The organism is Stenotrophomonas sp. STEN008, assembly GCF_056760435.1.
The window spans coordinates 128,133-149,698 of sequence record NZ_JBRRET010000007.1 but is presented as its reverse complement, the minus strand read 5'-3'; the positions used below and the strand labels follow the sequence as shown (position 1 = coordinate 149,698).

Annotated in this window: 17 protein-coding genes; 7 read left to right on the top strand and 10 right to left on the bottom strand. The window is 68.5% G+C overall.

What is annotated here, in order from left to right; genetic code table 11:
* Positions 1–144: 144 nt before the first annotated feature.
* From ACVOME_RS06025 to ACVOME_RS06015, 3 genes are all read right to left on the bottom strand, one after another.
* The gene (locus tag ACVOME_RS06025) at positions 145–1,590 is read right to left on the bottom strand and encodes an ExeM/NucH family extracellular endonuclease (protein ID WP_481504830.1); all 1,446 of its coding nucleotides are present in this window, start codon (positions 1,588–1,590) and stop codon (positions 145–147) included.
* A gap of 200 nt (positions 1,591–1,790) precedes the next feature.
* Positions 1,791–2,309, bottom strand: coding sequence for a c-type cytochrome (locus ACVOME_RS06020; RefSeq protein ID WP_053518595.1), 519 nt, complete (start codon positions 2,307–2,309; stop codon positions 1,791–1,793).
* Positions 2,310–2,508: 199 nt separating this feature from the next.
* Positions 2,509–3,126: a TetR/AcrR family transcriptional regulator gene (locus ACVOME_RS06015; RefSeq protein ID WP_053518597.1), complete on the bottom strand. Its 618-nt coding sequence runs from the start codon at positions 3,124–3,126 to the stop codon at positions 2,509–2,511.
* 155 nt (positions 3,127–3,281) lie between these two features.
* On the opposite strand from ACVOME_RS06015, the gene ACVOME_RS06010 reads away from it, so the two are divergent.
* From ACVOME_RS06010 to ACVOME_RS06000, 3 genes are read left to right on the top strand one after another with little or no spacing between them, the layout of a single operon-like run.
* Positions 3,282–4,445, top strand: coding sequence for an isovaleryl-CoA dehydrogenase (locus tag ACVOME_RS06010; protein ID WP_053518598.1), 1,164 nt, complete (start codon positions 3,282–3,284; stop codon positions 4,443–4,445).
* A gap of 9 nt (positions 4,446–4,454) precedes the next feature.
* Positions 4,455–6,065, top strand: coding sequence for a carboxyl transferase domain-containing protein (locus tag ACVOME_RS06005; protein ID WP_065174183.1), 1,611 nt, complete (start codon positions 4,455–4,457; stop codon positions 6,063–6,065).
* Between the two features lie 26 nt (positions 6,066–6,091).
* The gene (locus tag ACVOME_RS06000; RefSeq protein WP_481504831.1) at positions 6,092–8,074 is read left to right on the top strand and encodes an acetyl/propionyl/methylcrotonyl-CoA carboxylase subunit alpha; all 1,983 of its coding nucleotides are present in this window, start codon (positions 6,092–6,094) and stop codon (positions 8,072–8,074) included.
* A gap of 6 nt (positions 8,075–8,080) precedes the next feature.
* Here ACVOME_RS06000 and ACVOME_RS05995 read toward each other — a convergent pair whose 3' ends face one another.
* Positions 8,081–9,250 carry a putative peptide maturation dehydrogenase gene (locus tag ACVOME_RS05995; RefSeq protein ID WP_481504829.1) on the bottom strand — a complete coding sequence of 390 codons (1,170 nt, stop codon included), beginning with the start codon at positions 9,248–9,250 and terminating at the stop codon, positions 8,081–8,083.
* A 118-nt stretch (positions 9,251–9,368) separates the two neighbouring features.
* Here ACVOME_RS05995 and ACVOME_RS05990 point away from each other — a divergent pair, with 118 nt between their 5' ends.
* Positions 9,369–9,653, top strand: a complete 285-nt coding sequence (locus tag ACVOME_RS05990; protein WP_053518604.1) for an NHLP-related RiPP peptide — start codon at positions 9,369–9,371, stop codon at positions 9,651–9,653.
* 7 nt (positions 9,654–9,660) lie between these two features.
* Here ACVOME_RS05990 and ACVOME_RS05985 read toward each other — a convergent pair whose 3' ends face one another.
* The 4 genes from ACVOME_RS05985 to aceB form a co-directional block, all read right to left on the bottom strand.
* Positions 9,661–12,177, bottom strand: a complete 2,517-nt coding sequence (locus tag ACVOME_RS05985; RefSeq protein ID WP_164151113.1) for a putative peptide modification system cyclase — start codon at positions 12,175–12,177, stop codon at positions 9,661–9,663.
* Positions 12,178–12,193: 16 nt separating this feature from the next.
* On the bottom strand, positions 12,194–13,234 hold the full coding sequence (locus ACVOME_RS05980) for a GGDEF domain-containing protein (RefSeq protein ID WP_053518607.1): 1,041 nt from the start codon (positions 13,232–13,234) through the stop codon (positions 12,194–12,196).
* A gap of 357 nt (positions 13,235–13,591) precedes the next feature.
* The gene (aceA, locus tag ACVOME_RS05975) at positions 13,592–14,884 is read right to left on the bottom strand and encodes an isocitrate lyase (RefSeq protein WP_053518608.1); all 1,293 of its coding nucleotides are present in this window, start codon (positions 14,882–14,884) and stop codon (positions 13,592–13,594) included.
* A gap of 64 nt (positions 14,885–14,948) precedes the next feature.
* Positions 14,949–16,571 (bottom strand): malate synthase A, encoded by a 1,623-nt coding sequence (gene aceB / locus ACVOME_RS05970; protein WP_481504828.1) that lies wholly within the window; start codon positions 16,569–16,571, stop codon positions 14,949–14,951.
* A gap of 109 nt (positions 16,572–16,680) precedes the next feature.
* Here aceB and ACVOME_RS05965 point away from each other — a divergent pair, with 109 nt between their 5' ends.
* Together ACVOME_RS05965 and ACVOME_RS05960 are read left to right on the top strand one after the other, a co-directional pair.
* Positions 16,681–17,649 carry a LysR family transcriptional regulator gene (locus ACVOME_RS05965; protein ID WP_053518611.1) on the top strand — a complete coding sequence of 323 codons (969 nt, stop codon included), beginning with the start codon at positions 16,681–16,683 and terminating at the stop codon, positions 17,647–17,649.
* A 308-nt stretch (positions 17,650–17,957) separates the two neighbouring features.
* Positions 17,958–18,866, top strand: a complete 909-nt coding sequence (locus tag ACVOME_RS05960) for a LysR family transcriptional regulator (RefSeq protein WP_197571502.1) — start codon at positions 17,958–17,960, stop codon at positions 18,864–18,866.
* A 41-nt stretch (positions 18,867–18,907) separates the two neighbouring features.
* On the opposite strand, the gene ACVOME_RS05955 is transcribed toward ACVOME_RS05960, so the two are convergent.
* Both ACVOME_RS05955 and lepB read right to left on the bottom strand, forming a co-directional pair.
* The gene (locus ACVOME_RS05955; RefSeq protein ID WP_262218874.1) at positions 18,908–20,164 is read right to left on the bottom strand and encodes an MFS transporter; all 1,257 of its coding nucleotides are present in this window, start codon (positions 20,162–20,164) and stop codon (positions 18,908–18,910) included.
* A gap of 122 nt (positions 20,165–20,286) precedes the next feature.
* Positions 20,287–20,913: a signal peptidase I gene (gene lepB, locus ACVOME_RS05950; RefSeq protein WP_065174178.1), complete on the bottom strand. Its 627-nt coding sequence runs from the start codon at positions 20,911–20,913 to the stop codon at positions 20,287–20,289.
* Between the two features lie 249 nt (positions 20,914–21,162).
* Here lepB and ACVOME_RS05945 point away from each other — a divergent pair, with 249 nt between their 5' ends.
* Entirely contained in the window at positions 21,163–21,564 is a 402-nt protein-coding gene (locus tag ACVOME_RS05945; protein ID WP_053518441.1) for a hypothetical protein, read from the top strand.
* The last annotated feature ends 2 nt before the right edge of the window (positions 21,565–21,566 follow it).

Below are 21,566 nucleotides of genomic sequence, written 5' to 3'. Positions count from 1 at the left end.
GCGGTGCCCCCACCCCCCCCTGCGGGCCCGGGCCCGGGGGGGGGGGGTGGCGGGCCGCGGGGGCGGCCGCGCGGGGGGGGGGGCGCCCGGCGGGGGGGCGCCCCCCCCCCCCACCGGCGGGGCCCCCGACCCAGGCGTTGGGCATTACTTGTCGAAGCCCAGCAGCAGCGGGTCGTGGTCGGAGCTGCGCCATGGGCCGGGCACATTGCGCCCCTGGTAGCCGCTGGCGTCCTGCTCGTCGGCATTGCTGTGCCATTCGGCGGCGCCCGCCAGGCGGCGGGCCATGGACGGACTCAGCAGGGCGTGGTCGAGGCGGCCGCTGTAGCCGTTGTAGACGTAGCTGTAGGGATGTTCGACCTTGGCCACCTTGAAGGCATCCTGCCAGCCCAGCGTGTGCAGCGTGCGGATCGGATCCTCCATCGCATAGGCGTTGAAATCGCCCAGCATCACCACATCCTTCACCTTCAGGCGCGTGGCTTCGGCCTGCACCCACTGGTTGAGCTGGCGGGCCGATTCGACGCGCGTCGCATTCCAGCAGCCCTGGCCATCGTTGCGGTCGGCGTCGGCACCACTGGCGTCGCGGCACCCCTTGGACTTGAAGTGGTTGGCGACCACCATGAACGGTGCGCCCTTGCCTTGGAAAGCCTGTGCCAGCGGTGCGCGGCTGTGCTCGGCAAACGGGCCGTCAAGCTTGGTCAACGGCGGGCCCAATGTCTTGAACGCACCGCGCTTGTAGATGATGCCGACGCGGATGGGATTGGTGCCGGGGCCTTCGCCCGGATCGACCGCCACCCATGCGTCGTCCGGTCCGGCGTGCGGCCGGTCATTGAGCGCGGCCAGCAGCTCGGCAATGGCCGACTGCGGTCCGTAGCCATCGTTCTCCAGCTCCATCAGGGCGGCGATGTGGGTATCGAGCGCATTGATGGTGGCGACCAGCTTGGCCACCTGGGCCTTGTGCTCCTCCAGCGTGCGGGCACCGCGCAACGTCGGGAAGCCGCCGCCCTGGCCGTCGCCATTGAAGTAGTTTTCCAGGTTGAACGCCGCGATACGCAGGCTGCCAGGCACGTCCGGCACCGCCGGCCGCTGCAGTGCGGGCAGGCTCAGCGTGCCTTCCACCTGCAGCTGCGGGCGGCCCTGCGCGTCCACGCGGACGATGCCTTCCACATTGCGCAGCAGCATGCCGGTGCGCAGCACCGGGTTGCCCGGCAGGTAGGCCACGCTGCCCGGATCACGCACGTCGCTGCCATCGTCCAGGACCAGGCGGCGGCGCAGGTTGTCAGCCATCACCTGTTCGATGCCGGCGGTGCCTGGCGCGGCCACTTCGGTCGGCTGCCACAGGCGACCGCCGAAGGCGACCGTCAGCTGGCCGGAGCGTTCCAGAGCGTCGGTGCCGGCCAGGGTCAGCGGCGCAGCGATGCGCACACGCTGGCCGTCCAGCGCGCGCCAGTCGGCCGGCGCGGTGGCCAGTACAACGGTGGAGTTGCGCGGGGTGGACGTCGCCGGGGCCGGCATGGCCTGCGGCTGGGCCTGGGCAAAGGCAGGTGCCGGCAGCAGCAGGGACAGGGCGAGAACAAGGGAACGGCGGCGCATCGACGGGCGACTCCACGGAATGGGGGGCACAGACTAACCCCGAAATACGAACGCCCGACTGCAGCCCGGCGATCGGCCCGGGTGGGCAAAGCCCCGGGGGCCGTCGACGACGGGATGGCAGCGCCGGGCCCATGTCCGGCAGCCGCCCGCGCAGGTGGCGCAGAGGCTGCCGAGGGCAGGCCCGGCGCTGCGGAAAGGTCCTACTTCAGGTTGCCCAGCATCCAGTCCACGGTGGCGTGGATCTGTTCCTCGGTCAGCGCCGGGTTGCCGCCCTTGGGAGGCATGATGCCGCCGTCCGGGCCGGTGTAGCCCTCGATGGCGTGCTTGTAGAGCGTGTCCTTGCCCTGCGTGATGCGCTGGTCCCAGTGCGCGCGGTCCAGGGTCGGCGCTTGGCCCACCCCGGTGGTGTGGCAGGCGGTGCAGAGGTTGTCGAAGATGACCTTGCCATCGGTGGTGCCGCCGTAGGCCACCTGCGAGGCGGCCTTGGCCAGCGCGGCCGCCTTGGCCGCCGCCTGCGCGGCTGCACCGGTACTGCCGGCGTACACCGCTCCGGTCGGCGCGATGCGCTGTTCGGTGCGTTTGGCCGCAGTGGGCGACACCTCGGGCGGAATCCGGGTGTGCAGGAAGGCGGCAAGGAAGATCAGACCCAGAGTGATGGCCATCAACAGCGCGATCACCATGGAGAAGCGTTTCAGGAACTCCAGATCGTAATTCCGCACTCTTCGTTACCCCTGGCTGGTAGTCGTTGGACCACGGCTGAGCGACTGCGTGATGGGCCGAGTATAGAACGCGCCCTGCGCGCGACAACAGGCGTCAATGCTGGTGCGGCGCAACATGCCGGGGGCTGGGGTCAGATCCCTTTTGCGCCGCAAAAGGAATCTGACCCCAGCAACACAAGCCACCGGGCATGGCCCGGCGCTACCGATTCACCGGTGCGCCGATGGCACGCAGGCAGAAGCTGCAGATGGCGTCGACCAGCGCATCCTCGTCGCGATGCGCTTCACGGCTGGGCGCAGTCGGGCCAACCATCGCTTCGGTGAAGGCGCCGACCAGGCACGCGGCCGCCACATGCGCATCCTGCGCAGGCAGTTCGCCGGCAGCCACGCCTTCCTCCACCAGGCGCAGGAACACATCACCGAAGGCACGGCGGCCGCGCATGCGCTCGGCTTCCACGTCCGGATCGACCGGTTCGACGATGAAGGCGTGGGCCAGCCCCGGACCCGCCAGGGCGCGACGCACGAAGGCGGCGATGGCCAGCCGCAGGCGCTCGCTGGCGGCCTCCGGGCCGCTGGCGATGCGTTCCATGATCGCCACTTCATGGGCCACCGCCGCGTTGAGCACCTCCACGAACAGGTCGGCCTTGGAGGGGAAATGACGGTAGATCAGGCCAGTGGAGACCCCCGCCTGGGTTGCCACGGCGGTCACCGGGGCGTTTCGCCAGCCGCCGGTGGCGACCCGTTCACGGGTTGCCAGCAGGATCCGCTCGCGGGCCCCGGCCAGGCGTTCTTCCATCAGTGCAGAGCGTTTGTAGGCCATGTTTTGATTCTGGTTTCAATTTTTGAATTTGTGTTCACTTCTTTCCCGAACCCCGTTACGCTGGGGCCTCGCCCGTGCCGGCGCGGTCCTGGAAACCATCGCCGGCAAGCCCTGGGTGCGTCCATCCCCCACTTTGCCGCCGTGGAGCCGCTGTAATGCACGTGCCATCCCTGAACTTCGATCTCGGTGAAGAGATCGACCTGCTGCGCCAGAGCGTGGCCCATTTTGCCGCCGCCGAGATCGCGCCGCTGGCGGCCGAGGCCGATGCGACCAACCAGTTCCCGCAGGCACTGTGGCCGAAACTGGGCGAACAGGGCCTGCTCGGCCTTACCGTCGAGGAAGAATACGGCGGTACCGGCATGGGCTACCTGGCCCACGTGGTGGCGATGGAAGAGGTCTCGCGCGCCTCCGGCGGCATCGGCCTGTCCTATGGCGCGCACTCCAACCTGTGCGTGAACCAGCTGCGCAAGAACGGCAGCGAGGCGCAGAAGCAGCGCTTCCTGCCCGACCTGTGCAGCGGCGCCAAGGTGGGCGCACTGGCGATGAGCGAACCCGGCGCCGGTTCGGACGTGGTATCGATGAAGCTGCGCGCCGACAAGCGCGGCGATCGCTATGTCCTCAACGGCAACAAGATGTGGATCACCAACGGCCCGGACGCCGATGTGCTGGTGGTCTATGCCAAAACCGACATGGACGCCGGCGCCAGGGGCATCACCGCCTTCCTGGTTGAAAAGGGCATGCCGGGTTTCTCCACCGCGCAGAAGCTGGACAAGCTGGGCATGCGCTCCTCGCCGACCTGCGAGCTGGTGTTCCAGGACTGCGAGATTCCCGAAGAGAACGTGCTCGGCAGCGTCGGCGGTGGCGTGCGCGTGCTGATGTCCGGCCTGGACTACGAGCGCGTGGTGCTGTCCGGCGGCCCGCTGGGGCTGATGGCTGCGGCCATGGACGTGGTGATGCCGTACGTGCACGAACGCCATCAGTTCGGCGAAGCGATCGGCAGCTTCCAGCTGATCCAGGCCAAGATCGCCGACATGTACGTGGGCCTGGGCGCCTGCCGCGCCTACGTGTACGCCGTGGCACGCGCCTGCGACCAGGGCCGTACCACCCGCCAGGACGCGGCCGGTGCGATCCTGTACGCCGCCGAGAAGGCCACCTGGCTGACCGGGCAGGCGATCCAGATCCTCGGTGGCAACGGCTACATCAACGAGTACCCGACCGGCCGCCTGTGGCGCGACGCCAAGCTGTACGAGATCGGTGCGGGCACGTCGGAGATCCGCCGCATGCTGATCGGCCGTGAATTGTTCCAGCGCACTCTGTAAGGCCACCCCATGACCGTCCTGAACAGCCAGCTGCAACCGGGCAGCGACACGTTTGAAAGCAACCGCGCGGCGATGCAGGCCGTGGTCGACGATCTGCACGCCACCCTCGCCCGCACTGCCCTGGGCGGCAGCGAGGCGGCACGCGCCAAGCACACCGCGCGCGGCAAGCTGCTGGTACGCGACCGCATCGACGCCCTGCTCGATGCCGGCAGTGCCTTCCTGGAAATCGCGCCGCTGGCTGCTCATGGCATGTATGACGACGCTGTGCCGGCAGCCGGCGTGGTCGCCGGTATCGGCCGGGTCAGCGGCGTGGAGTGCGTGATCGTGGCCAACGATGCCACGGTCAAGGGCGGCACCTATTACCCGATGACGGTGAAGAAGCACCTGCGTGCACAGGAGATCGCCGAGCAGAACCACCTGCCGTGCATCTATCTGGTCGACTCCGGTGGCGCCTTCCTGCCGCTGCAGGACGAGGTGTTCCCCGACCGCGACCACTTCGGCCGCATCTTCTACAACCAGGCCAACCTGTCCGCGCAGGGCATCCCGCAGATCGCCTGCGTCATGGGCAGCTGCACCGCCGGTGGGGCCTACGTGCCGGCGATGAGCGATGAAACGGTGATCGTGCGCGAGCAGGGCACCATCTTCCTCGGCGGCCCGCCGCTGGTGAAGGCGGCCACCGGTGAAGTGGTGACGGCCGAGGAACTGGGCGGCGCGGACGTGCACACGCGCATTTCCGGCGTGGCCGACCACATGGCCGACAACGACCTGCAGGCGCTGGCACGGGTCCGCGCGATCATCGCCCAGCTGAACTGGCGCAAGCCGGAACCGGCGATGGCGATGCAGCCGCCGGAAGAACCGTTGCTGCCGGCGCACGAACTGTACGGCGTGATCCCGGCCGATACGCGCAAGCCCTACGACGTGCGCGAGGTGATCGCACGCCTGGTCGATGGCTCGCGCTTCGATGAGTTCAAGCCGCGCTATGGCGCCACCCTGGTCACCGGCTTCGCCCATCTGAACGGCTACCCGATCGGCATCATCGCCAACAACGGCATCCTGTTCTCCGAGTCCGCGCTGAAGGGCGCGCACTTCATCGAGCTGTGCACCCAGCGCGGCATCCCGCTGCTGTTCCTGCAGAACATCACCGGCTTCATGGTCGGGCGCAAGTACGAACAGGGCGGTATCGCCAAGGACGGTGCCAAGCTGGTGATGGCGGTCGCCTGCGCGAAGGTGCCCAAGTTCACCGTGGTGATCGGCGGCTCGTTCGGCGCCGGCAACTACGGCATGTGTGGGCGGGCCTATTCGCCGAATTTCCTGTGGATGTGGCCCAACGCACGCATCGGCGTGATGGGTGGCGAACAGGCCGCCAGCGTGCTGGCCACGGTGCGTCGCGATGGCATCGAAGCCAAGGGCGGGCAATGGCCCGCTGCGGAAGAGGACGCGTTCAAGGCGCCGATCCGCGAGCAGTTCGAGCAGCAGGGCCACCCGTACTACGCCAGCGCGCGCCTGTGGGACGACGGCGTGATCGATCCGGCCGATACCCGTCGGGTGTTGGCCCTGGCGCTGTCGGCCAGCCTCAACGCCGCCCCGCAGCAGACGCGCTTCGGCGTGTTCCGCATGTAACCCGCGCCATGACCGAGCCTGTCGCCATGTTCACCAAAGTCCTGATCGCCAACCGTGGCGAAATCGCCTGCCGCGTCATCGCCACCTGCCGCCGCCTCGGCATCGCCACCGTGGCCGTGTATTCCGATGCGGACCGCAACGCCCGCCACGTGCGCCTGGCCGACGAGGCCATCCACATCGGGCCGGCCGCCGCACGCGAGAGCTATCTGCGCGGCGAGGCCCTGCTCGACGCCGCACGCCGGAGCGGCGCGCAGGCGATCCATCCCGGATACGGCTTCCTGTCCGAGAACGCCGACTTCGCCGATGCCTGTGCCGCCGCCGGCATCACCTTCATCGGGCCGCCGGCCAGCGCGATCCGCGCGATGGGTGACAAGAGCGCGGCCAAGGCCTTGATGGCCAAAGCCGGCGTGCCGCTGACGCCGGGTTATCACGGTGACCAGCAGGCGCCGGACTTCCTGCGCGCGCAGGCCGATACGATCGGCTATCCGGTGCTGATCAAGGCCAGCGCCGGCGGTGGCGGCAAGGGCATGCGCAAGGTCGAACGCAGCGAGGACTTCATCGATGCGCTGGCCAGCTGCCAGCGCGAGGCCGCCTCGGCGTTCGGCAACGACCACGTGCTGGTCGAGAAGTATGTCGAGCGCCCGCGCCATATCGAGATCCAGGTGTTCGGCGACAGTCACGGTGACGCGGTCTACCTGTTCGAGCGTGACTGCTCGGTGCAACGCCGGCACCAGAAGGTACTGGAAGAAGCCCCGGCACCGGGCATGAGTGCCGAGCGCCGCGCGGCAATGGGCCAGGCGGCGGTCGACGCTGCACGCGCCGTGGGCTACGTCGGCGCGGGCACGGTGGAGTTCATCGCCGGCCCGGACGGTGATTTCTACTTCATGGAAATGAACACCCGCCTGCAGGTCGAGCATCCGGTCACCGAGTTCATCACCGGTACCGACCTGGTGGAATGGCAGCTGCGCGTGGCCTGTGGCCAGCCACTGCCGCTGCGCCAGGACCAGCTGGCCATCCAAGGCCACGCGATCGAAGCACGGCTGTACGCCGAAGATGCCGACCGCGGCTTCCTGCCGTCCACCGGTACCCTGCGCCGCCTGCGCCTGCCGGCTGCTTCGGCCAACGTGCGCGTGGATACCGGCGTGGAGGAAGGCGACGCCATCACGCCGTATTACGACCCGATGATCGCCAAGCTGATCGTCTGGGATGTGGACCGCGACAGCGCATTGCGCCGCATGAGCCAGGCGCTGGCTGACTGCCAGGTGGTGGGCGTGACCACAAATGCCGGTTTCCTGCGCCGGCTGGTCCACACCGATTCATTCGCGCACGCCCGGCTGGATACCGCACTGATCGAACGCGAGCAGGCCGCCTTGAGCGCCATCGGTGACAGCGACGATGCACTGTGGCAGTTGGCCGCGGTCGCCGCGGTTGCCAGCACGGCCGACGCCGGCAGCGACCCGCGCGACCCCCATTCGCCCTGGCGCGCACAGGATGGCTGGCGCCTGGGTGCGCCCGCGCCCCGCGTGCTGCCGCTGCAGCAGGGAGAGCGCCGGCACGTGCTGAAGGTGTGGGCACAGGCCGATGGCTGGCGTGTGCAATGTGATGATGCGGCCCCGCAGTCGGTGCTCGGTCGCCTCGACAGCCAGCACCTGACGGTGCAGCTGGACGGCCGTCGCTGGTCACTGCAGCTGCTGCGCGAGGGTGACCAGCTGTATCTGTTCGGCGCCGATGGCCAGCACCGCTTCACCCTGCACGACCCGGTCGGCGAGTCGGAGCATGCGGTGGCCGATGCAGGCAGTCTGCTGGCGCCGATGCCCGGCAGGATCGTGGCCACGCTGGTCGAGGCCGGTGCCCAGGTCAAGCGCGGCACGCCGCTGGTGGTACTCGAGGCGATGAAGATGGAGCACACCCTGCAGGCACCGGCCGACGGCACAGTGAAGGGTTACCGGGCGAAGGCCGGCGACCAGGTCGGGGACGGCGCGGTGCTGGTCGACTTCGAAGCGACCTGAGCCACGCTACGGCGTGATCCTGGCGGGCCAGACACGGCCCGCCGGGTCCATCTCCGAGGTCTGCATCGTTGCCGCGCGCCAGCCGAAGCCGCATACCGCCAGCGCGCCTTCCGCCATCGGCTGCAGGGCAAGCGCGCGCGCGGCCTCGGCCTCGTTGATGGCCGCCGTGACGAACGCGCCCAGGCCCTGTGCGGTGGCCGCGCTGTAGAACGCCTGCGAGATGTGCCCGGCGTCGAGCATGACCGCACGGTAGGCCTTGGCGTGGTTGCGGTACTTCCAGAAGGTGCGCTCGAAGCGGCACACCAGTACCAGCAGCACGTGGGCATCGGCGAACCAGTGCTGGCCCGCCAGCAGGCGCAGGCGGAACCCTGCGGGATCGTCGGGCTGCACCGGCAGCGGGGCCAGTTCATGCGCGACTGCGTGGTAATGGTAGAGCCCCGGCGCCAGGCCCTGCACGTCGCGCACCATCAGATAGGCTTCCAGCGGATGCAGGCTGCCGGCCGAGGGCACGTTCTTCTTCAGGAACCGCACGTCCGGATCGGTTTCCACCTGTGCCTGCGCCATCAGCACCTGCTGCAGCAGCCGTGCCAGCAACGGCAGCGGCAGCGCGCGGGTCGCATCGAAATTCCGGCAGGTGGCACGCGCCTGCAGCAGTTCCTGCATCGGATCATCATCGCAGCGGGGCAGCGCAAGCGCGCCGGGCTGGCGTGGCGGCGCCTCCGGCGGCGGATTGCCGAAGCTGCGGACCAGGTCGCGCGCGGTCACCAGCTGCTGACGCTGCATGTCCGCGCTGCTGTCCACGCCATCCCAGCAGGATTGCTGGTAGTGCAGCGCCGACAGCGGCCACCAGTGGCTGTCGCGCACGCTCTGCTCGGCCGCACAGGCCTCGGCATGGGCCGGATCGTCGCTCACCAGCAGTCCCTGCTGCAGCAGCGCCAGTACGCGGCGGCGGCAGGCCGCATCCTCCGGCATCGGCTGCCAATGCTCGGCGCTGCAGGCCAACAGCCAGGCGCAGCTGTCGGCATCGATCTCGCATGCCGAAGGCAGGTGGGCGGTACGCACCTGCAGCCGCTGCTCGAAGGTCACCCCGGTGCCGCCGGCCATCAGGTCGGCCAATGCAAAGGCCGGGCGTTCGACCGGCTCGACGAACAGTGTCCGGCAACGGCGGAATCTCATCGGCGTGCAATCGAAAGGCCTGCGGGGGCGCCGATCATAGCGCGATGCACGTGCCTGCCATCAACTTCGCACGATCGCCGCCGATACTTCCATTTTCCCAGCCCGTCGGTTGCACGCCATGTCTTCTTCACCGCTTCCCACCCACGTCGTCCAGCAGCTGCTGGAACGCCTGTCCAGCGACGATGACTTCCGCAAGGCTTTCGCCGCTGATCCGGGCCAGGCACTGCTCGATCTGGGCGCCGATGAAGACTGCGTGCGCGCCTGCCATACGCCGCTGGCCACGCTGGGCAGCAAGGCCGAGTTCGCCAAGGCCGCTCCGCGCCTGCGGGAGCTGCTGGACGCGCGTGCCTCGTTCACCGTGCCGTTCCTGTTCGAGGATGGCCTGCCCGGCCTGGATCGATAGACCGGCCTCAGGGCGCGGCCACCGTGCCCTTGTCAGGCATCACTGCGGCGGCGCGGCCTGCCGCCAGCCGCTGCACGTCCATCGCGTTCAGTGGCAACAGAGCGTAGTCACCGGTGTCTTCAGCAAATGCCAGGCCGGCGTGGCGCTGCAGCCACGCCGCCTGCCGTGCGACCGCGGCCTGGTCGCCGCGCGCGGTCACCAGATCCAGCTGCAGCACCCGCCACTGGAACAGGTTCGCCGACGGCTGCTGCGCCAGCAGGTCCTGCGCCTGGTCCAGGTCACCCTGGTCGAAGGCCATGCGGGCACGCAGCAGGTTCCAGAGCTCGCGCAGACGCGGATCCGCGTCGCGCTCGGGCAGGGCCTGCAGCGGGTCCCTGCGCTGCATCACCACCGAGGCGTGGCCTGCGCGCGCGGCATGATAGGCCGCCGCCAGGGCGATGAATGCATTGCGGCGCGCTGGCGCAGGATGGCGACGGTCGACCGCGGCCAGCGCCCGGTCCAGCACACGCAGGTATTCCTGCGCCGTCACGTGGTCGCCTTCCTGTTCGCGCCAGGCCAGTGCCTGCAGCGCGTAGATGTCGCACAGCCCACCGACCGTCGTGCACTGGGCAGCCACCTGCCGCATGTCGGTGGCTGCCTCGTGCGCGCGCTCCTGCATGGCCAGCACCGCCGCGCGCAACATGCGCGTCCCCGGCCCCGATACGGGCATCGCCGCAAAACCGGCATTGGCGGCCTCGAAATCACCAGCCAGCGCGGCGATCACCGGCTCCATGCCATCGCCATTCCAGCCCGGATGAAGGCGTGCGCCACGCAGCGCCGCTTCGGCTGCGGCGACTTCGCCACGGGCCAGCTGCACCCGCGCCACGAACACCAGCACCAGTGCACGCCGAGAATGCTGGCGGGCCAGCAGCGGCTGTGTTGCGGCCAGGGCGCCGTCATAGTCGCCCTGGGTGTACAGGATCTTGGCGTAGTTCATCCAACCGGCCGGGTCGTCCGGGTACAGCTCGGTCAGCAGGCGCCACTTGTCGGCGATGCGCATGGGCGGTGCGCCTGCGAAATCCGCTGCCCACGCGTCCAGGTACAGCTGGTCGCGTGCGGTCAGGTGGGCACGCTGGCTGACCGCCTTTCGGTACAGCACGGCGGCCTGCTCCAGGTTGCCCTTGGCGTGCTGGATGGTCATCTGCCCCACATAGGCAAAGGCGAATGCGGGATCGAGCCGGGTGGCCTGCTCGTAGAACATCAGTGCGTCGTCGTAGCGGGCGGCCGCCGTGGCATCGACGCCCTTGGCGTAGGCATGCAGGGCATCGAGATTGGCCGTCGCCACGGTGGGCAGTGGTCGCTGATCGCGACCGACATCACGCAACGCTTCGCCCAGGTCGGCGCGCAGCGCTGCCACCACGTGGTCGGTGGAGGTCAGGATCGATTCCAGGCCTCGACCATCGGCGTAGCGCGTATAGACGGTCTGGCCGCTGTGCGGATCGACCACTTCGACACTGACCCGCACCTTGCCGTTGAGCTCGAGCACGCTCGGTACCAGCACCGCGCGTGCGCCGTCGCGCAGGGCCACCTCGATGGCCAGGCCTCGGTCGAGCCGTGCCTGTGGCGAGCGCTGCATCAGCTGCAGGGTGTCGCGCACCTTCAACTCGCTGAGGATGTTGACGAAGCGTGACTGACCCAGGCTGATGTACAGCGCCTGCTCCAGGCTGCTGTCCAGCTGCGGATAGGCGGTGGTGTTCTGCACCGCGGCCAGGATCACCCAGTCCCGTTCGGCGAAGGCGATGGCCGGCGCCGGGCGCAGCAGCATCCACAGCAGCACGCCCAGCGTCACCGCCAGCGCGGCCTCGGTGACCACGGCCGCGGGACGCCGCCACAAGGGTAGATCGCGCCATGCCTTCTCGCCCGAGCGCGGTCGACGCAGCGGCGCACTGCCACGCAGGCCGATCTCGAACACATCCTGGCGCTCGGTGATGCCCTTGAAGCGCCAGCGCCCATGGTGCTTCCAGCGCAGCGCCTCGCTGGCCCAGGGCAGCGTGGAGGTAGCGCGCCGTGCCATCTGCTCGGCGGTGGCCGACAGCAACACCTGGCCCGGCCAGGCCAGCTGCATCAGCCGCGCCGCCATCGGCTTGGCCAGGCCCTCCACCTCCACCGGCTTGGCGCCATGGGCCATTGCTTCGGCACTGTTGTTCCACAACAGCACGTCACCGACATGCAGGCCCGCACGCGCGCGCAGCACGATGCCGCGCTCACGCCCCAGCGCCTCCACCGCAGTCTGGTAGGCCAGGGCAAAACCGACGCCATCGATGGTGCGCTCGAACAGTACGAACAGGCCGTCGGAACGGTCGATCAGCTGCCCGTTCCAGCGTTGCTGCAGACCCAGCACCAGACGGTCATGCTGCTGGAACAGCTCGGCCGCCGCCACATCACCGATCCGCTCAACCAGCTGCAGCGAATCGCACAGGTCGGTGAACAGCAGCGCGCGCAGCTGCTGGTTGTGTGGCGCCGACGTTCCTTTGTCGCCCTTCATCACCGGTGTCTCCGCTCTAGTGCCCGTCCGGCGCGTCCACCCAGCGCAGGCAGTTGCCGCCATCGCGCTTGGCCTGGTACAGCGCTCGGTCCGCACGCGCATACCACTCGCTCCAGTCCGCATCCGGCGCCAGCAGGCTGGCGCCGATGCTCACCAGGCTCACATGGGGCGTGCCATGGCTGCGTTCGAGTAGACCATGCACCGCGCTGAGGATGAACTCGGCGGCATGCTGCACGATTTCGTGGGTGCCGCGCCGCAGGATGAGGCAGAACTCATCGCCGCCCAGGCGGCAGGCCAGGTCGTGTTCGCCGGCCATCGAGCGCAGGATGTTGCCCATGCTCTGCAGCACCCGGTCGCCGGCCTGGTGACCGTGCCGGTCGTTGATCTGCTTGAAGCGATCACAATCGATCAGCAGCAGGCCCTGCGGTGCGCCCTGCCCATCGGCCCGGCACTCCTGCAGGTACAGGGTCAGCCCGCGGCGGTTGTGCAGCCCGGTCAGTTCGTCGGTACGCACCAGCTCACGGGTGTGCGTGAGCTGGTGGGTGGTGATGTACAGATTGTCGAGCGCCGTTTCCAGATCGTGGTTGCGGCGCCGCAGCTGGCTGATCAGGGCCTGCTCGTTGGTCAGCACGCGCATGATCGTACGGCGCAGGAAGTAGGCCACCAGCCCTGGATCGGCATCGACCAGACGCTGGAAATCGGCCGGCCCCAGTTCCAGCACCTGGCAATCGACCAGCGCACGTGCACCGGCACTGCGCAGGTGATCGCCGACCAGCAGGCCCAGCTCGCCGAAGAACTCCTGGTGGCCGAGGACCTTGATCACCAGATCCTCGCCGAAATCCAGTTCGATCCGGCCTTCCAGGATCACGTACATGCGCTCGCCACGATGGCCGCGCTGGAACAGCCACTGCCCGGCTTCGAGCCGGCGCGGCCGGCCGAATCTGGCGAACAATGCGACCTCGGCATCGGACAGCAGCGCATGCACGATCTCGGCCATCGCCACATGGGCGATACCGGTCGTTGCATCAGTGTTCTCGGCCGCACCCCTGCCGGTCATTCCCTGCACCCGCCGCCAGCGTCCCCTGGTGAGCCGCGGAGCATAGCACCGCTTTAAAGTGTGCGCCCTATCTCATTTTTACGAATCGACAGCCGGTAGGTGCGTGGAGACCGGGGGCTGCACCTTGGGAGCACGACTGTCCGTAAAAATTCCTGCCGGATCAAGCTGATGCCCGTCTTCACAGGGTTTGGGCCAAGTTGCGTGGCGAGGCGTGCGCCCGATTGACGCGGATGCCATGCGGGACCGGGCCGAGGGGATACAACAACGCCGGCAGGTCCCCCGACCGGCCGGCGTTGTCTGGCCCTTCCCTGGCCACCCTGAGCGGTGTCGGCAGCCGATCGCACGGCCACCGTTGGATCAGGCCGCGCGTTCGCTGTGGAACTGCTCTTCTTCGGTCGAACCGGTCAGCGCGGTGGTGGAGGACTGTCCCTGCTGGATCGCCTGGGTGACCGCGTCGAAGTAACCGGTGCCGACCTCGCGCTGGTGCTTGACCGCGGTGAAGCCGCGCTCGGCCGCTTCGAACTCCGCCTCCTGCAACTCGACGAAGGCGCTCATCTGCCGGCGCGCGTAACCGTGGGCCAGGTTGAACATGCCGTAGTTCAGCGCGTGGAAACCGGCCAGGGTGATGAACTGGAACTTGTAGCCATAGCTGCCCAGCTCCTTCTGGAACTTGGCGATGGTGGCGTCGTCCAGGTTCTTCTTCCAGTTGAAGCTCGGCGAGCAGTTGTAGGCCAGCAGCTTGCCGGGGAACTTCGCATGAATGGCTTCGGCGAACCTGCGCGCGAACTCCAGGTCCGGCTTGCCGGTCTCGCACCACACCAGATCGGCATACGGTGCATAGGCCAGGCCGCGGCTGATGGCCTGTTCCAGGCCGTTGCGGGTCTTGTAGAAGCCTTCGACGGTGCGCTCGCCGGTGGTGAACGGCTTATCGTTGCCGTCGATGTCACTGGTCAGCAGGTCGGCCGCTTCGGCGTCGGTGCGCGCCACCAGCAGGGTCGGCACACCCAGCACATCGGCCGCCAGCCGCGCCGCGTTGAGCTTCTCGATGGCCTCGCGGGTCGGCACCAGCACCTTGCCGCCCATGTGGCCGCACTTCTTCACCGATGCCAGCTGGTCCTCGAAATGCACGCCCGCGGCGCCGGCTTCGATCATCGCCTTCATCAGTTCGAACGCATTGAGCACGCCACCGAAGCCGGCCTCGGCATCGGCTACGATCGGCTGCAGGAAATCGATGTCGTCCTTGCCTTCAGCGTGATGCAGCTGGTCGGCGCGCAGCAGCGTGTTGTTGATGCGCTTGACCACCGCCGGCACCGAATCGGCCGGATACAGCGACTGGTCCGGATACATCTGCCCGGCCAGGTTGGCATCGGCCGCCACCTGCCAGCCGGACAGGTAGATCGCCTTCAGGCCGGCCTTGACCTGCTGCATGGCCTGGTTGCCGGTCAGTGCGCCCAGCGCGTTGACGAACTCGCGCTCGTGCAGCGATTTCCACAGCTTCTCCGCGCCCAGCCGGGCCAGCGAATGCTCGATGTGGACGGTGCCGCGCAGGCGCACCACGTCGGCGGCGCTGTAGTTGCGCTGGATGCCTTCCCAGCGCGGGTTCGTGTCCCAGTCGTGCTGGATCTGTTCGGCAGTGGGCAGGGTGCTCATGTCTATCTCCAGTTCAGTGGTGCGTGCAGCGGGAAGGGAAGCGGCGTGGAAACGGGCGCGGGGATCAGTCGATGCGCGCGTAGGCCGGCAGGGTCAGGAAGTCGGTCAGTTCATCGTTGCGGCTCAGTTCGCCAAGCAGGGCGATGGCTTCGCCGATGCGCGCGCCGCCGGGCAGCGCCGTGGTATCACCCAGGCGTGCGGGCAACTGCGCCAGGGTGGTGTCGAGCAGTGCCAGGTCGATGGCAGTGCCGTCGTCCAGCTGCTGGCCCGGGGTATGCAGCCACTGCCACAACTGGCTGCGGCTGATCTCGGCGGTGGCCGCGTCTTCCATCAGGTGATGGATGGGCACGCAACCGTTGCCGTCCAGCCACGCGGCCAGGTAGCGCACGCAGACTTCGACATTGCCCTCGAAGCCGGCGCGGGTGATGGTGCCCGGCGGACGCGCGATCAGTTCGTCGCGGCCCACGCGCACGTCCTGACGCAGGACGTGGTGCTGGTTGGGCGCAGGCATGTGCTCGTCGAAGATCGCCATCGCCACCGGAATCAGCGCCGGATGCGCGACCCAGGTGCCGTCATGGCCTGCACTCACCTCGCGCAGCTTGTCGGCACGCACACGCGCCATCGCCTGCTCGTTGGCAGCGGCGTCGTTGTTGATCGGAATCTGCGCCGCCATGCCGCCCATCGCATGTGCCCCCCGGCGGTGGCACGTCTGGATCAGCAGTTCCGAATACGCCTTCAGGAACGGCTGGGTCATGGTCACCTGGCCGCGCTCGGGCAGCACGCGGTCGGCGTGGCTGCGGAAGGTCTTCAGGTAAGAGAAGATGTAGTCCCAGCGCCCGCAGTTCAGGCCGACGATGCGGTCGCGCAGCGCGTGCAGAATCTCGTCCATCTCGAACACCGCCGGCAGCGTTTCGATCAGCACGGTCACCTTGATCTGCCCGTGCGGCAGGCCCAGCATGCCTTCGATGTGCGACAGCGCGGTCTCCCACAGGGCCGCCTCTTCCATGCTCTGCAGCTTGGGCAGGTAGAAGTACGGGCCGCGATCCTTGCGCTGCAGCGTGCGGGCGTTGTGGAAGGCGAACACCGCCGCGTCGAACAGGCCACCGGCCAGGAACTGGCCATCGATGCGGACGTGCTTCTCGTCCAGGTGCCAGCCACGCGGGCGCACGATCAGCACGGCCTGCTCGTCGTACGGGCGCAGGGTGTAGTGCTTGCCATTGGCCGCGGTGTACTCCAGGTCACCACGCACCGCAGCGGCCAGCGACTGCTGCCCGGCCAGCAGGTTGCGCCAGGTCGGCGAGGTCGAATCCTCGAAGTCGGCCATGAACACCTTGGCGCCGGAGTTCAGCGCGTTGATGACCATCTTCGGATCGGTCGGGCCGGTGATCTCGACGCGGCGGTCCTGCAGCGCGGCCGGCAGCGGTGCGACGGTCCAGTCGCCGCTGCGGATCGCGGCGGTGTCCTCACGGAAGTCCGGCAGGCCGCCGCGGTCGAAGAACGCCTGGCGCTCACGGCGAGCCTGCAGCCGCGCCTGCCGACCCGGCTCCACCGCCCGGTGCAGCGACACCAGCAGGGCCAGCAGCGGCGCCGGCAGCAGGGTGTCCTGGCCGGCCACCCGGGTCGCCAGGGCGATGCCGGGCGTGGCCTTGGCGGCGGGGGAGGGAACAGCGGAAGCGACGGCGGACATGGGACGACTCCAGCAGTGGGGAACGTCTCCACCGTGCCGCTGGCGCTCAGTATTTGGCAAAACAGTTTTTGCAATGCTTTACATAAATTGTGCTAATACTCGTTACGCCATGACCACGCGCAGCTCGCCAAGTCCTCGTTTTTCCTACAAATCCGACCGCCTGAAGCCCTTGCGTGCGTTCTGCCAGACCGTGCGTCTGGGTTCAGTCTCACGGGCGGCTGAGGCGCTTTTCGTCAGCCAGCCGGCCATCAGCCTGCAATTGCAGGCGCTGGAGCGGGAGCTGGGCGTACCGCTGTTCGAGCGCAGCGGCCGCCGCCTGGTGCCCAGCCGCGAGGGCCAGCTGCTGTACGAAATGGCGCAACCGCTGGTGGAGAGCCTGGACGGGCTGGAGGCGCGCTTCCGCGACAAGGTGCGCGGGCTGGATGCGGGCGAACTGAACATCGCGGCCAACAGTTCGACCATCCTGTACCTGCTGCCGAAGATCGTCGAGCGCTTCCGCATGCATCACCCGGACGTGCGCCTGACCCTGCACAACGCGATCAGCGCGGACGGCACCGACCTGCTGCGCGAGGACGCCGCTGACCTTGCCATCGGCTCGATGACCGACGTGCCCGCCGACCTCAGCTACGCCCCGGCCTATCGTTTCGAGCAGGTGCTGATCGCGCCGCATGACCATCCGCTGGCCCGGGGCGCGGAGCTGGAGCTGGCCGACATCGCCCGCTATCCGCTGGTGCTGCCGCCGAAGCGGCAGATCACCTACCGTCTGGTCGACCAGGTGTTCCAGCGCCATCGCATCGCGTACACCGTCGCCCTCGAGGTGGGCGGCTGGGAAGTAATCAAGCAGTACGTGGCGATGGGCATGGGTATTTCCATCGTGCCGGCGCTGTGCCTGAACGAGACCGACCACGAGCGGCTGGCGGCGCGGTCGATGAAGCGCTGGTTCCCGGAGCGCAGCTATGGCGTGATCGTGCGCCGCGGCAAGGCGCTGTCGGCGCAGGCACGAGCGTTCATCGAGCTGATCCAGCCGGAACTGTTCAGCCCGCGCGATTACGACCAGAGCGGGCATTCCGAGCGGTGAGGGGGTTCTGGTTTGCAGGGCTGCCGCCCTGCACCTGCCGAAGCCTCAAGCCGAAGCAACGGCAACAGCAGGCTATGTGTGGGACGGCGGGGTGGGTCCGGTTGCGGAGGACGCCGTAAACCCGTCCATGGGGGCTTGGTCGCGGCATCCATGCCGCTCACACCCCCGCAACCGGACCCACCCCGCCTTCGACAGTTTCCCTCTGGTGTTTAGTGCCAGCTGCTGTTGGCGGATGCCGACCGTTGGTCGGCACGGGGTCAGATCCAACCTCTGATTCATTTCCGGCTGGCGATGAATAGACTGGGCGCATGTCCATCGAACTGCGCCACCTGCGCTATTTCCTTGCCGTTGCCGAGACCCTGCACTTCGGCCAGGCGGCCGAGCGGCTGGGCATGTCGCAGCCGCCGCTCAGCCAGCAGATCCGCCAGCTGGAGGACCTGATCGGGGCGCGCCTGTTCGTGCGCAGCCATCGCCGCGTGCAGCTGACGCCTGCCGGTGACCTGCTGCAGGAGCGCGCGCGGGCCATCGTGCAGCAGGTGGAGACGGCAGTGGACGAGGTGCAGCGCGCACAGCGCGGCGAACAGGGTGAGCTGCATATCGGGCTGACCCGGGCCACACCGCTGTCGCCGCAGATTCCGCGCTCGATCCTGCGCTACCGCCAGCAGTATCCGCAGGTGCGGCTGCAGCTGAGCGAGATGAACACGCTGCAGCAGATCGACGCCCTGCTCGACGGTTCACTGGACGTGGGCATCATCCGCAAGCGCGCGCTGCCGCCGGAACTGGTTGCGCACAGCCTGTTCGTCGATCCGCTGGCGTTGATCGTGCATGCCGACCACCCTGCCCTGCGCCGGCTCCCGGAACAGGGAACGCTGTCGCTGCGTGCGTTCGCGCAGGAACCGTTCGTGGCCTTTCGACGCAGTGCCGGCGCCGGCATCCATGACCACATGATCGCGCTGTGCGCGGCTGCCGGATTCACTCCACGCATCGTGCAGGAAGCCGGTGAGGCGTCCACGCTGATCAGCCTGGCGGCGGCTGGCCTGGGTGCGGCGATCCTGCCGTCCTCGTGCGACCACATCCGGGTGGAAGGCGCGCGCTTTGTCGCGCTGGCCGATGCCGGCGCGCACTCGGAGGTGCAGCTGGCATGGCGCCGTGAGGGAGTGACGCCGCTGATCCGCAACTTCGCCGGCCTGCTGCGCGGCGCATTCGCCGAAGAGTGAAGCGCCGCGCTGCGCGCTCGCCGGGCATGGCCCGGCGAGCATCAGGCCGTCACCGGCTGCGGGGCCCGCTGCTGCAACGCCCAGACGATGCCACCGCCAAGCAGGGTCAGCACTGCCGCGAACGCGCACACCCCCAGCCAGTCCCACGCGGCGTAGGCAAGCCCGCCCACACCGCCCAGCACGCTCGACCCCAGGTAGTAGGCGAACAGATACAGTGCCGAGGCTTCCGCGCGCATCATGCCCGCCCGGCTGCCGACCCAGCTGCTGGCGACCGAATGACCGCCGAAGAAGCCGAAGGTCACCAGCGCGATGCCCAGCGCCATCGTGGTCAGCCACGGCATCGCCAGCAGCGCGATGCCGGCACCGATAAGCACGAAGGAGATCGACAGGACGCGCCCACGGCCGTACCGCGTGGCCTGTTGGCCCATCCATGCCGAGCTGAACGTACCGACCAGGTAGACGCTGAAGATCAGCCCGACCACGGTCTGGCTGAGGTGGTACGGCGGCGCCAGCAGGTGATAGCCGAGGTAGTTGTAGAGGGTGACGAATACGCCCATCAACACGAAGGAGGTGGCGAACAGCCACGGCAGGCCGGGATCGGCGAACAACGTGCGCCAGCGCGACGGCAGCTGGCGCAGGCCGCCGCGACGGGCCTGGAAATGCCGCGATGGCGGCAGCTGCAGCCACAGCAACACGGTGCTGGCCACGGCGATGATCGAGACCACGCCGATGCCCCAGCGCCACCCCCAATGGTCGGCGATGATGCCGGCGAGCAGGCGCCCGCTCATGCCACCAATCGCGTTGCCGCCGATGTACAGGCCCATCGCCAGGCCCAGTGCGCGGCTGTCCATTTCTTCGACCAGATAGGTCATCGCCACCGCCGGCACGCCACTCAGGGCCAGGCCCAGCAGGGTGCGCAGCACCAGCAGCGTGGTCCAGTCATCGACCAGGGCGGTACTCAGCGAGAGGATGGCCGAGGCCAGCAGGGCGACGATCATCAACGGCCTGCGGCCCACGGCGTCGGACAGCAGCCCGGCCAGCAGCATCGCCACGGCCAGCGTGCCGGTGGTCAGTGACAGCGACATCGCGCTGCCGGCGGCGGAGACGCCGAAGTGGCGGCTGAACTCGGGCAGCAACGGCTGCACCGTGTACAGCAGGCCAAAGGTGGAGAAGCCGGCCAGGAACAGCGCGACCGCCGTGCGGCGGAACGCTGGCGTGCCCTGCTGGATGCGCGTCTCGGGGCTGTAATCGGCAGGAGGGAAGCGACGTTCGGGGGCCGCGGCGGTTTCGCCAGTCATGGGATCGATGGGCCGTTGGGGGCGGCCGGGGCGGAGGGAACGGGCCCCAGACTAGGCCCGTCCACCCAGTCGATCCATAACCTGAAAAGTCAGGATTGATATCCCTGACGTATCGATTCAGCTCACAGGTGCTGCCACTGGAAGCCATCGCCACGGCGGTAGTAGACGGCCACCGCGCGCCCGTAGACTTTGTCGGCGTCGACAAAGCCGAAGAAGCGGCCATCGAAACTGTTGCCGCGATGATCCCCCAGTACCAGCAGCTTGCCGGCCGGTACCACCAGATCCGCAATGTCGGGACCACCGCCCATGTCCAGGTCCAGGCGGGCACGGCGGCTGCCGAAGGCCTCCACGTCCTGCAGGTCGGCCATCTGCAGCGGGTGGCCGTTGATGCTCAGGTGGCCCTCGTGCAGTTGCACGTGGTCGCCGGCCACGGCGGCGACCCGCTTGATCAGGCGGGTGCCGTCGGCAGGCGAATCGAATACCGCCACCTCGCCGCGCTGCGGCTGGCCGGTGGACAGCAGGGACGTGTTGGTGAACGGCAGGCGCAGGCCATAGGCACGCATGTCCACCACCACCCGGTCACCGGGCTGCAGGGTCGGCTGCATCGAGCCACTGGGCACCACGTAATGATTGGCGAGGGTGTCGCGGGCGGCGGCGAGCAGGCCCAGCATGAGCAGCAGCGGCAGCGCCTCCTTCTTCAGCCAGGCGAGAGCGCGTTGCGGGAACGGCGGTCGGGCAACAGCATCCATGTCAGGTTCCGATGGGGTGGCAGGGTCTTCAGACCCCATCCGGGTGCAAGAGGTTCCCGGTCGCGCCGGGCCATGCCCGGCCGAGTGTTGGAACGGCCGCGCCATGTGCTCTCCGGGCATGGCCCGGCGCTGCCGATGCAGGGTTACGCAGGTTTTACGCCCGGGCCCGGCGCCCGGCATCGCACCTTTACGGGCACTGCGCGCATCGTCTGCCCACCGCGCCGAACGGCGCTTTCCGCAAGGTGTTGTATGACCCTCCTGGTGATCCGCCACGCCTCTTCATCGGCACCGCGTCCGCAGCTGCCGGCGCAGTTGTCCGGCCACCGCGTGCTGTGCAGCGACTGCGCCAGCCTGTCCGAAGTGCGCCAGTGCCTGTGCCAGCCGCAGGCGCGCTCGGCCGACTGGGTACTGCTGGACGTGGGCGTGGCCGACGAGGCGCAATGGCAGGCCGAGGGCAGCGCGCTGCAGGCCGCCCTGGAGCGGCTGCCGGCGCATTACATCGAACTGCAGAGCGCCCGCGAACCCGGCTTGGACGCGCGCCTGCGCCTGCAGCATGGGCCGGCCGCGGTGGTGGTCGACCAGCGCAGCCAGCAGGCCGGTTATCCGCTGTCGCTGGCCATCGTCGGCCGCCGCCTGGCGCAGGAGGGCTGAGC

Bases quoted from the DNA above. Each gene is read 5' to 3' on its own strand.
- ACVOME_RS06025 (WP_481504830.1), bottom strand. From the start codon at position 1,590: ATGCGCCGCCGTTCCCTTGTTCTCGCCCTGTCCCTGCTGCTGCCGGCA.
- ACVOME_RS06015 (WP_053518597.1), bottom strand. From the start codon at position 3,126: ATGGCCTACAAACGCTCTGCACTGATGGAAGAACGCCTGGCCGGGGCC.
- ACVOME_RS06010 (WP_053518598.1), top strand. From the start codon at position 3,282: ATGCACGTGCCATCCCTGAACTTCGATCTCGGTGAAGAGATCGACCTG.
- ACVOME_RS06005 (WP_065174183.1), top strand. From the start codon at position 4,455: ATGACCGTCCTGAACAGCCAGCTGCAACCGGGCAGCGACACGTTTGAA.
- ACVOME_RS06000 (WP_481504831.1), top strand. From the start codon at position 6,092: ATGTTCACCAAAGTCCTGATCGCCAACCGTGGCGAAATCGCCTGCCGC.
- ACVOME_RS05995 (WP_481504829.1), bottom strand. From the start codon at position 9,250: ATGAGATTCCGCCGTTGCCGGACACTGTTCGTCGAGCCGGTCGAACGC.
- ACVOME_RS05990 (WP_053518604.1), top strand. From the start codon at position 9,369: ATGTCTTCTTCACCGCTTCCCACCCACGTCGTCCAGCAGCTGCTGGAA.
- ACVOME_RS05985 (WP_164151113.1), bottom strand. From the start codon at position 12,177: ATGAAGGGCGACAAAGGAACGTCGGCGCCACACAACCAGCAGCTGCGC.
- ACVOME_RS05980 (WP_053518607.1), bottom strand. From the start codon at position 13,234: ATGACCGGCAGGGGTGCGGCCGAGAACACTGATGCAACGACCGGTATC.
- aceA (WP_053518608.1), bottom strand. From the start codon at position 14,884: ATGAGCACCCTGCCCACTGCCGAACAGATCCAGCACGACTGGGACACG.
- aceB (WP_481504828.1), bottom strand. From the start codon at position 16,571: ATGTCCGCCGTCGCTTCCGCTGTTCCCTCCCCCGCCGCCAAGGCCACG.
- ACVOME_RS05965 (WP_053518611.1), top strand. From the start codon at position 16,681: ATGACCACGCGCAGCTCGCCAAGTCCTCGTTTTTCCTACAAATCCGAC.
- ACVOME_RS05960 (WP_197571502.1), top strand. From the start codon at position 17,958: ATGTCCATCGAACTGCGCCACCTGCGCTATTTCCTTGCCGTTGCCGAG.
- ACVOME_RS05955 (WP_262218874.1), bottom strand. From the start codon at position 20,164: ATGACTGGCGAAACCGCCGCGGCCCCCGAACGTCGCTTCCCTCCTGCC.
- lepB (WP_065174178.1), bottom strand. From the start codon at position 20,913: ATGGATGCTGTTGCCCGACCGCCGTTCCCGCAACGCGCTCTCGCCTGG.
- ACVOME_RS05945 (WP_053518441.1), top strand. From the start codon at position 21,163: ATGACCCTCCTGGTGATCCGCCACGCCTCTTCATCGGCACCGCGTCCG.